The following is an 8,366-nucleotide window of genomic DNA, read 5'->3' on the forward strand; positions in this document are numbered from 1 at the left end:
TAGATGTGTAATAAGGATCAGAAAAATCAAAGATTTTTTGGCGTGCTTCTGTGATTGTAGCTCCTGCAATAACACCGTCAGCTTGTCCAGATTGGACAGCATTTAAAGCGGCATCAAAACCTGGATTTGAGATATCAAGTTTAAAACCTTGCTGTTTAGCAATTTTCTTGATTAATTCCATATCAAAACCAGTATATTTCCCTTTACCGTTTTGATATTCGAATGGTGCGAATGAAGAATCAGAAACAATTTTATAACTTGGCTTTACAGGAGTTGCTTTTTCATTGGCATTACCTGTTGCTTTGCCGCTTGTTTTTGTAGCGTCTTTCCCAAGCCATTTATCCATGATGTCATTATAAGTGCCATCTGATTTCATTTGTGCAAAAGCTGTGTTAAATTCTTTAATTAGGTTATCGTGTCCACTACCTTTTTTGACAGCAAATGCAAAGCTACCAACTGCCTCGCCTTCCATGTTAATGGCGTAAGCTTTTCCTTGATTTATCGCAAATTGCACAACTGGTTGATCGTCCATAGCGGCGTAAATAGAACCAGAATCAAGGCTGTTATTCATTAGGTCACTTGTATCAAATGTTTTAACTTTATAGCCGTATTTAGATTTATTTTCCTCTAAGAAGCTTTGAGCAGCTGTTCCATTTTTTACACCGACTACTTTTCCTTTTAGTTGTTTGTAGTTTGTGACTTTATTATTATTTTTAGTATAAAGAATAACGGAAGTATCGTAATAAGTATCTGAGAAATTAAAGACTTTTTTACGTGCTTCAGTAACAGTAGTTCCGGCCATTAGCGCGTCTGCCTGTCCAGATTGAACAGCGTTAACTGCGGCATCAAAACCTGGGTACGTCATGTTAACATTCCAGCCAGCACGCTTAGCGACTTCGTTAACGATGTCAACATCGATTCCTTTATAAGTTTGATCAGAATCTTTAAATTCGAATGGAGCGTATGCTGTATCAGAAACAATATTCACAGTCTCTGCACTGACCTTTCCACCAAACACAAAGAATATTGAGAGTAAAGCAAGCGTAAAAGCTTTTAACTTGTGCTTCATGTAAATCTCCTTTTTATAAATATGTGTTTTATTATATCAAAATAAATAAGATAGAGCAACAAAATGTCATTTCTATGTTAGAAAACGTAACATGTATGTTATGTTAATTTTATATATATCTTTAGTTAGTATTATGATATAATCGTTCTAGTGTTATCACACAAAAAGGATTTAGGATTATTATGAATAAAAGGATTTTAAATAGTCAGTTCGCTGTCTATAAAAACTGGCCGTCATGGCTATTATTGTTATTTGCTTGTTTTATGGTATACCTATTTTTTTTCGTTGGTCTAACTCTAGGTGGTGTGGGAATTGTTCTAGTGTCTTCTGTACTCTATAAGTTTTCTTCCTATACTTTTTTTGAGTTTATTAATTTATTTAATAATATCTATGGAGAATTAGGAACCTTTAGTTTTTCAGCATTCCTTTTGCTTATCTGGGTAAAATTCGTAGAAAAAAGACCTTTTTCAGAATTGGGGTTTTCTACAAAGTTTAAAAGAATTCTGTGGTCACTTATAAAAGGCTGGAGTATAGGTTTTATTCTATTTTCAATTTCTGTCATCACTGCTTATATATTGGGAGGACTTGACTTTCATAGCTATGATGTTTCTAAGGCAACGATTTTCTATGTTGTAACTCTCCTTCCTTTTTGGCTTATTCAAAGCGGTACGGAAGAATTGCTAACACGAGGGTGGCTTCTTCCTCTAATTAATCATCGTTTTCATTTAGCTGTTGCCATAGGGGTCTCATCCACTTTATTTGGCATTTTGCACTTGGTAAATGCCCATGTCACTTTTCTTTCTATTGTAAGTATTATATGTTCGGGAGTTTTAATGTCCTTGTATATGATTAAAAGTGGTAATATTTGGAGTGTTGCAGCCTTACATGGAGCTTGGAATTTTAGCCAAGGTAATCTCTATGGTATTGCCGTAAGTGGTCAGAAAGCAGGAGCATCTCTTTTGCATTTTACCGTTAAAGAAAACGCACCGGACTGGATATCAGGTGGTGCATTCGGAATAGAAGGAAGTTTGATTTCTATTTTTGTTCTCTTAGCAGCAATTATATACCTTCTATGGCTAATTAAGACTGAAGAAACAGATTGAGTGTTGCAGCTCAGTCTTTTTCTTTTTTCTATGTTAAAATAAAGTAATCGAGGTAAAGAAATGATAGATAGAAAAGATACTAACCGATTTAAATTAGTTTCCAAATATAGCCCTTCGGGAGATCAACCTCAAGCTATTGAAACGTTGGTTGACAATATTGAAGGAGGAGAAAAAGCTCAGATTTTAAAAGGTGCTACTGGTACTGGTAAAACCTACACAATGAGCCAAGTTATCGCCCAAGTTAACAAGCCAACCTTGGTGATTGCACATAATAAAACCTTAGCAGGTCAACTTTATGGAGAGTTTAAAGAATTTTTTCCTGACAATGCCGTAGAGTACTTTGTTTCATATTATGATTATTATCAACCAGAAGCTTATGTGCCTTCTTCGGATACTTATATTGAAAAAGATAGTTCAGTCAATGACGAAATTGACAAATTACGTCACTCAGCGACTTCTTCGTTATTAGAAAGAAATGACGTTATTGTTGTAGCATCTGTTTCTTGTATTTACGGTTTAGGTTCTCCTAAAGAGTATGCAGACAGTGTTGTTAGCCTTAGGCCAGGTCAAGAAATTTCACGTGATCAGTTATTGAACAATCTCGTTGATATTCAATTTGAGCGTAACGATATTGATTTTCAACGTGGAAAATTTCGCGTTCGTGGCGATGTTGTAGAAGTTTTTCCTGCGAGTCGTGATGAGCATACCTTTCGAATTGAATTTTTTGGTGATGAAATTGATCGTATAAGAGAAATAGAATCGTTAACAGGGCGTGTGCTAGGAGAAGTGGAACATTTAGCTATTTTCCCAGCAACACACTTTATGACAAATGATGAACATATGGAAGAAGCTATTTCAAAAATACAAGCTGAAATGGAAAATCAAGTAGAACTTTTTGAAAAAGAAGGGAAATTGATTGAAGCGCAACGTATTCGACAAAGGACAGAATATGATATTGAAATGCTTCGTGAAATGGGATATACAAATGGTGTTGAGAACTACTCACGTCACATGGATGGTAGAAGTGAAGGTGAGCCACCTTTTACTTTGTTAGATTTCTTCCCAGAAGATTTTTTGATTATGATTGATGAGAGTCACATGACAATGGGGCAAATCAAAGGGATGTATAATGGAGACCGTTCGCGTAAAGAAATGTTGGTTAATTACGGTTTCCGTTTACCATCTGCCTTAGATAACCGTCCACTTCGTCGTGAAGAATTCGAAAGCCATGTCCATCAAATTGTCTATGTATCTGCAACGCCAGGAGACTATGAAATGGAGCAAACAGATACAGTTGTTGAGCAAATTATCCGGCCAACAGGACTTCTTGATCCAGAAGTTGAAGTTAGACCAAGTATGGGGCAGATGGATGACTTGCTTGGTGAAATCAATTTGAGGACTGAAAAAGGTGAGCGTACCTTTATTACAACATTGACAAAGCGTATGGCAGAAGACTTAACAGATTATCTCAAAGAAATGGGAGTTAAAGTTAAGTATATGCACAGCGATATTAAAACCTTAGAACGTACAGAGATTATTCGTGATTTACGACTTGGTGTGTTTGATGTTTTAATTGGTATTAATCTCTTACGTGAAGGAATAGATGTTCCTGAGGTTTCCCTTGTTGCAATCTTAGATGCTGATAAGGAAGGTTTCCTTCGTAATGAGCGTGGTCTTATCCAAACAATCGGACGTGCAGCACGTAACAGTAATGGTCATGTTATTATGTATGCTGATAAAATAACAGATTCTATGCAAAGAGCTATGGATGAAACCGCTCGCCGTCGTCGTTTACAAATGGATTATAATGAAAAGCATGGAATTGTGCCACAAACAATTAAAAAAGAAATCCGTGATTTAATTGCTATTACTAAAAGTAATGACAGCGATAAGCCTGAAAAAGTTGTCGATTACAGTAGTTTATCTAAAAAAGAAAGGCAAGCTGAAATTAAAGCTCTTCAACAGCAAATGCAAGAAGCAGCTGAATTATTGGACTTTGAGCTAGCTGCACAAATCCGAGATGTTATCTTAGAACTAAAAGCAATCGATTAATACGATGAACAGAATTAATAAAACGACTAGAGTAGTTAATGAAGTGCTCTAGTCGTTTTATTAATAATTGAAATCAAAAGAATACAGTAGGTGATGTTATATTTTATCAAAGATTTTTCGATATTTTTCTTCTTTAATATTAGAAATAATAGTTTGGATATTACTGATTTGAGAGGGTGTATCGTTGTAATCAATATGAGCGACTAAACTATTTGTAGCTAGTTCCTTTGTAACATAGGTAAACAGTTTTCGATTAGTGATAATTAAATCGGGTTTTAAGGTCGATATTTGACTAATATTATCTGTCAATAAGTAATAGGAATGAAATCTAATTTTATCTGTTGAAAGGGATTGCAAAATATAGTCTTTTAAAATTTCATTATTAATAAAATCAGTTGTCAGCAACACAATATTTATAGGAGGCATGCTATTCTTTATTACTCTTTCAAGGTGAGCACAGAGCAAGAAGAAGTGCGTTTTTTTGAACTTTGATTCTCCAATTTCAGTTAGCCAATGAGTGACTATTGGTTCGATAATGGATATTAGTTTAGGATTATTTCCAGGATAGAATGTTGAAGGAAAACTAAGTGTTTCAGGAATTAATTGATTCAGACCAACTATGAAGTTTCGAGAAAAGTAAATAGTGACTTTCACTAGCTCATCGTAGTAGGTGTCAGAGTATGGAAGAGCTTCTTTCAAAGGTTGTAGTAGCATTTGGAATTTAGGAAGACTTTTAAAAATAGCTAACACTTCATCGACATGTGTTTCAGTCCACTTTTGAGCAGCAAAAGAGTTAGCGCTTGTAAGATAGATAAGAAAAATATAATCCATGTCTTCTGAATTAAAAATAACATTGAAGTAAGGTTGAACGATACTTTTTACACATGTATTCAGCTCCTCATAAATAAAGATTTTTTTAAGAGAAGAGAAAAGTTTGGAGTTTGGAATTTTAACTTTATGATGGTGACGTTTCCAGGTTAAAATGAAAAGCGTATCAAAAAAAACAAAGATATCAGAAAGGTGCGTAGTAGGTCTTATATTAGTACCACTCTCAAATAAAAATTGTCGAATAATCTTAATATCTAGAGCAGACAGATCGTAAATTTTAATACCAAATTTAGTAGTGAGGTATGCGATGAGATATCTAATGCGATATTCGTCACCTACAATGGTATTTTTAGATAAAGATAATCCTAAATCTTTAATTAAAGGAATTAAATTTTCTCGCAGACGATAGACAGAAGAACGAGATAAGAAGAGATCATTTCCAAAAGCTACTAGAGATTTTTTATCAGACGAGTCATCAATTAAAAATTTAAGAAGTTGTAAAGTGTTTGACTCATTATAAACTATTTTTAAGGCATCTTCCTGAGTAAGTTTATTTAGCTTACATAAAATCCGTTCTTTTGAGATATGGATAGAAAGTTTATGACCAAATAAAACATTTAATTTATGACAATAGTTTTTAAGCTCAACTGGTGATAAGTGGAGTCGGTTACAGGCGGTATCTAAGGATAGTGAGGGGGTATCATAACATAAAGTAAGTAATTTAACTTTATTAAGAATATTTTTTTCTAAAAAAATTTCTATCATATTACACAACTCCTTTCACTCATTAATACTATAATAAGGAATAATATAAAATGTTTCAAATATTTTAACCTTATAAAATAATAATTCTCAAAAAATAAATATTTTAAATACCTTTTTGGGAAAATGAGGGGTTAAAGTATATTTATTTTAGTCATAATTAGTGATAACCTCATAAAGGTTTATTAAGCATCAGTTGAGATTCTTATGAAATCATACTAAAAATCAATTGTAAGGTTTATATCTGTATAAAAATGATGTATCTACGTGCTTAACGGTATCATTATTTTTGTGTTTAACTAAGATAGATTTCTAATCACTTAATTTTACTGTTATGTTTTTAAACCAAAACAAAATATAAAAAATATTTATATATGGAGGAAACATGTCCCAAAAGACTTTTGGCAAGCAGTTAACAGTTGTAGATACTAAGAGTAGAGTCAAGATGCATAAATCAGGAAAAAACTGGGTAAGAACAGTAATGTCGCATTTTAATCTATTTAAAGCGATTAAAGGGAGAGCAACTGTTGAAGCAGATGTGTGTATTCAAGATGTTGAAAAAGAAGACCGACTATCTTCAGGAAATTTGACCTATCTCAAAGGAATACTAGCTGCTGGAGCTCTGGTAGGTGGAGCGAGTTTAACCAGTCGTGTTTATGCAGATGAGACTCCAGTTGTTCAAGAACAATCAAGTTCTGTACCAACACTGGCAGAACAAACGGAAGTGACTGTTAAAACAACTACTGTTCAAAATCATCAAGATGGGACAGTATCGAAAAACATTATTGATTCTAATAGTGTATCTATGTCAGAGTCAGCCTCAACAAGTACTAGTGAATCTGTAAGTATGTCTATGTCAGGGTCAACTTTAACAAGTGTAAGTGAATCTGTAAGTACATCTGCTTTAACAAGTGCTTCAGAATCGATAAGCACGTCAGCCTCAGAAAGTGTTTCAAAATCTACAAGTATTAGTGAGGTTTCAAATATTCTTGAAACTCAAGCTTCTTTAACTGATAAAGGAAGAGAGTCGTTTTCGGCAAACCAGATAGTAACAGAAAGTAGCTTAGTTACTGATGCTGGTAAAAATGCTTCAGTATCTAGCCTAATTGAAATTACAAAACCAAAATCGGAGTTACAGACTTCCAAAATGTCAAATGAGTCGCTTATAACTCCAGAGAAATCCCAAGTAATGATTGCAAGCGATAAAACTGGGAATGAGAGTCTAACTCCGACAATTAGATTAAAATCAGTTATTCAGCCAAGGAGTATGAACTTGATGACTTTGAGTTCGGAGATGGACTTGATACCACTAGAAGAAGTGTCTGATACTGAAATGTTAGGTAAAGATGTATCAAGCGAGTTGCAGAAAGTTAATATTGCGTTAAAAGATAACACTCTTAGTGAGCCTGGAACAGTTAAATTAGATAGTTCAGAAAACCTTGTTTTGAACTTTGCCTTTTCAATCGCTTCTGTTAACGAGGGAGATGTCTTTACTGTAAAGCTTTCTGATAACCTTGACACACAAGGGATTGGTACTATTCTAAAAGTTCAAGATATAATGGATGAAACGGGGCAGTTATTAGCGACTGGGTCATATAGTCCTTTAACACATAATATTACATACACCTGGACAAGGTATGCTTCTACGTTGAATAATATTAAAGCTAGAGTCAATATGCCAGTTTGGCCTGACCAGAGAATAATTTCTAAAACAACTTCAGATAAGCAGTGCTTTACTGCAACATTGAACAATCAAGTTGCTTCAATTGAGGAACGTGTTCAGTATAATAGTCCTTCAGTGACAGAACATACTAATGTTAAGACAAATGTAAGATCTCGGATCATGAAGCTTGATGATGAAAGACAGACAGAAACTTATATTACTCAAATTAATCCTGAAGGTAAGGAAATGTATTTCGCATCAGGACTTGGGAATCTATATACTATTATCGGTTCAGATGGAACATCAGGTTCACCAGTTAATTTATTAAATGCGGAAGTAAAGATTCTAAAAACTAATTCAAAAAATCTTACAGATAGTATGGATCAAAATTATGATTCGCCTGAGTTTGAAGATGTGACTTCCCAGTATAGTTATACTAACGATGGTTCTAAAATTACCATAGATTGGAAAACAAATTCTATTTCTTCCACTACATCTTATGTTGTTTTGGTCAAAATACCTAAACAAAGTGGTGTATTGTATTCAACTGTTTCTGATATAAATCAAACATATGGTTCTAAATATTCTTATGGGCATACGAATATAAGTGGTGACTCAGATGCGAATGCCGAAATTAAACTTTTATCAGAAAGTGCTTCTACGAGTGCGTCGACGTCAGCAAGTACCAGCGCTTCCATGAGTGCCTCGACATCAGCAAGTACCAGCGCTTCCATGAGTGCGTCGACGTCAGCCAGCACCAGCGCTTCAACCAGCACCTCAACGAGTGCCTCGACATCAGCCAGCACAAGTGCTTCAACAAGTGCAAGTATGAGTGCTTCAACAAGTGCAAGTACCAGCGCCTCAACCAGTGCCAGTACCAGTGCTTCCA

General features: G+C 34.5%; 5 protein-coding genes. 3 read left to right on the forward strand and 2 right to left on the reverse strand.

Annotation, left to right across the window (positions count from 1 at the left end):
• A partial coding sequence (locus HMPREF2818_RS06430; RefSeq protein WP_148129475.1) for a transporter substrate-binding domain-containing protein occupies nt 1–1,069 on the reverse strand: 1,069 nt, incomplete at its 3' end.
• A gap of 182 nt (nt 1,070–1,251) precedes the next feature.
• Here HMPREF2818_RS06430 and HMPREF2818_RS06435 point away from each other — a divergent pair.
• Together HMPREF2818_RS06435 and uvrB are read left to right on the forward strand one after the other, a co-directional pair.
• Nucleotides 1,252–2,172 carry a CPBP family intramembrane glutamic endopeptidase gene (locus tag HMPREF2818_RS06435; protein ID WP_001042310.1) on the forward strand — a complete coding sequence of 307 codons (921 nt, stop codon included), beginning with the start codon at nt 1,252–1,254 and terminating at the stop codon, nt 2,170–2,172.
• Nucleotides 2,173–2,232: 60 nt separating this feature from the next.
• Entirely contained in the window at nt 2,233–4,224 is a 1,992-nt protein-coding gene (gene uvrB / locus HMPREF2818_RS06440; protein ID WP_070508707.1) for an excinuclease ABC subunit UvrB, read from the forward strand.
• A 96-nt stretch (nt 4,225–4,320) separates the two neighbouring features.
• Here the strand turns inward: uvrB and HMPREF2818_RS06445 are convergent, their stop codons facing one another.
• Complete coding sequence (locus HMPREF2818_RS06445; protein WP_000569742.1) at nt 4,321–5,817, reverse strand: helix-turn-helix domain-containing protein; 1,497 nt, start codon at nt 5,815–5,817, stop codon at nt 4,321–4,323.
• A gap of 382 nt (nt 5,818–6,199) precedes the next feature.
• Here HMPREF2818_RS06445 and srr1 point away from each other — a divergent pair.
• The coding region (gene srr1 / locus HMPREF2818_RS06450; RefSeq protein WP_070518640.1) for a serine-rich repeat glycoprotein adhesin Srr1 at nt 6,200–8,366 on the forward strand (2,167 nt) is incomplete at its 3' end.

Origin of the sequence: Streptococcus sp. HMSC076H09 (assembly GCF_001811765.1) — a bacterium.
GTDB classification, from domain to species: Bacteria; Bacillota; Bacilli; order Lactobacillales; family Streptococcaceae; genus Streptococcus; species Streptococcus agalactiae.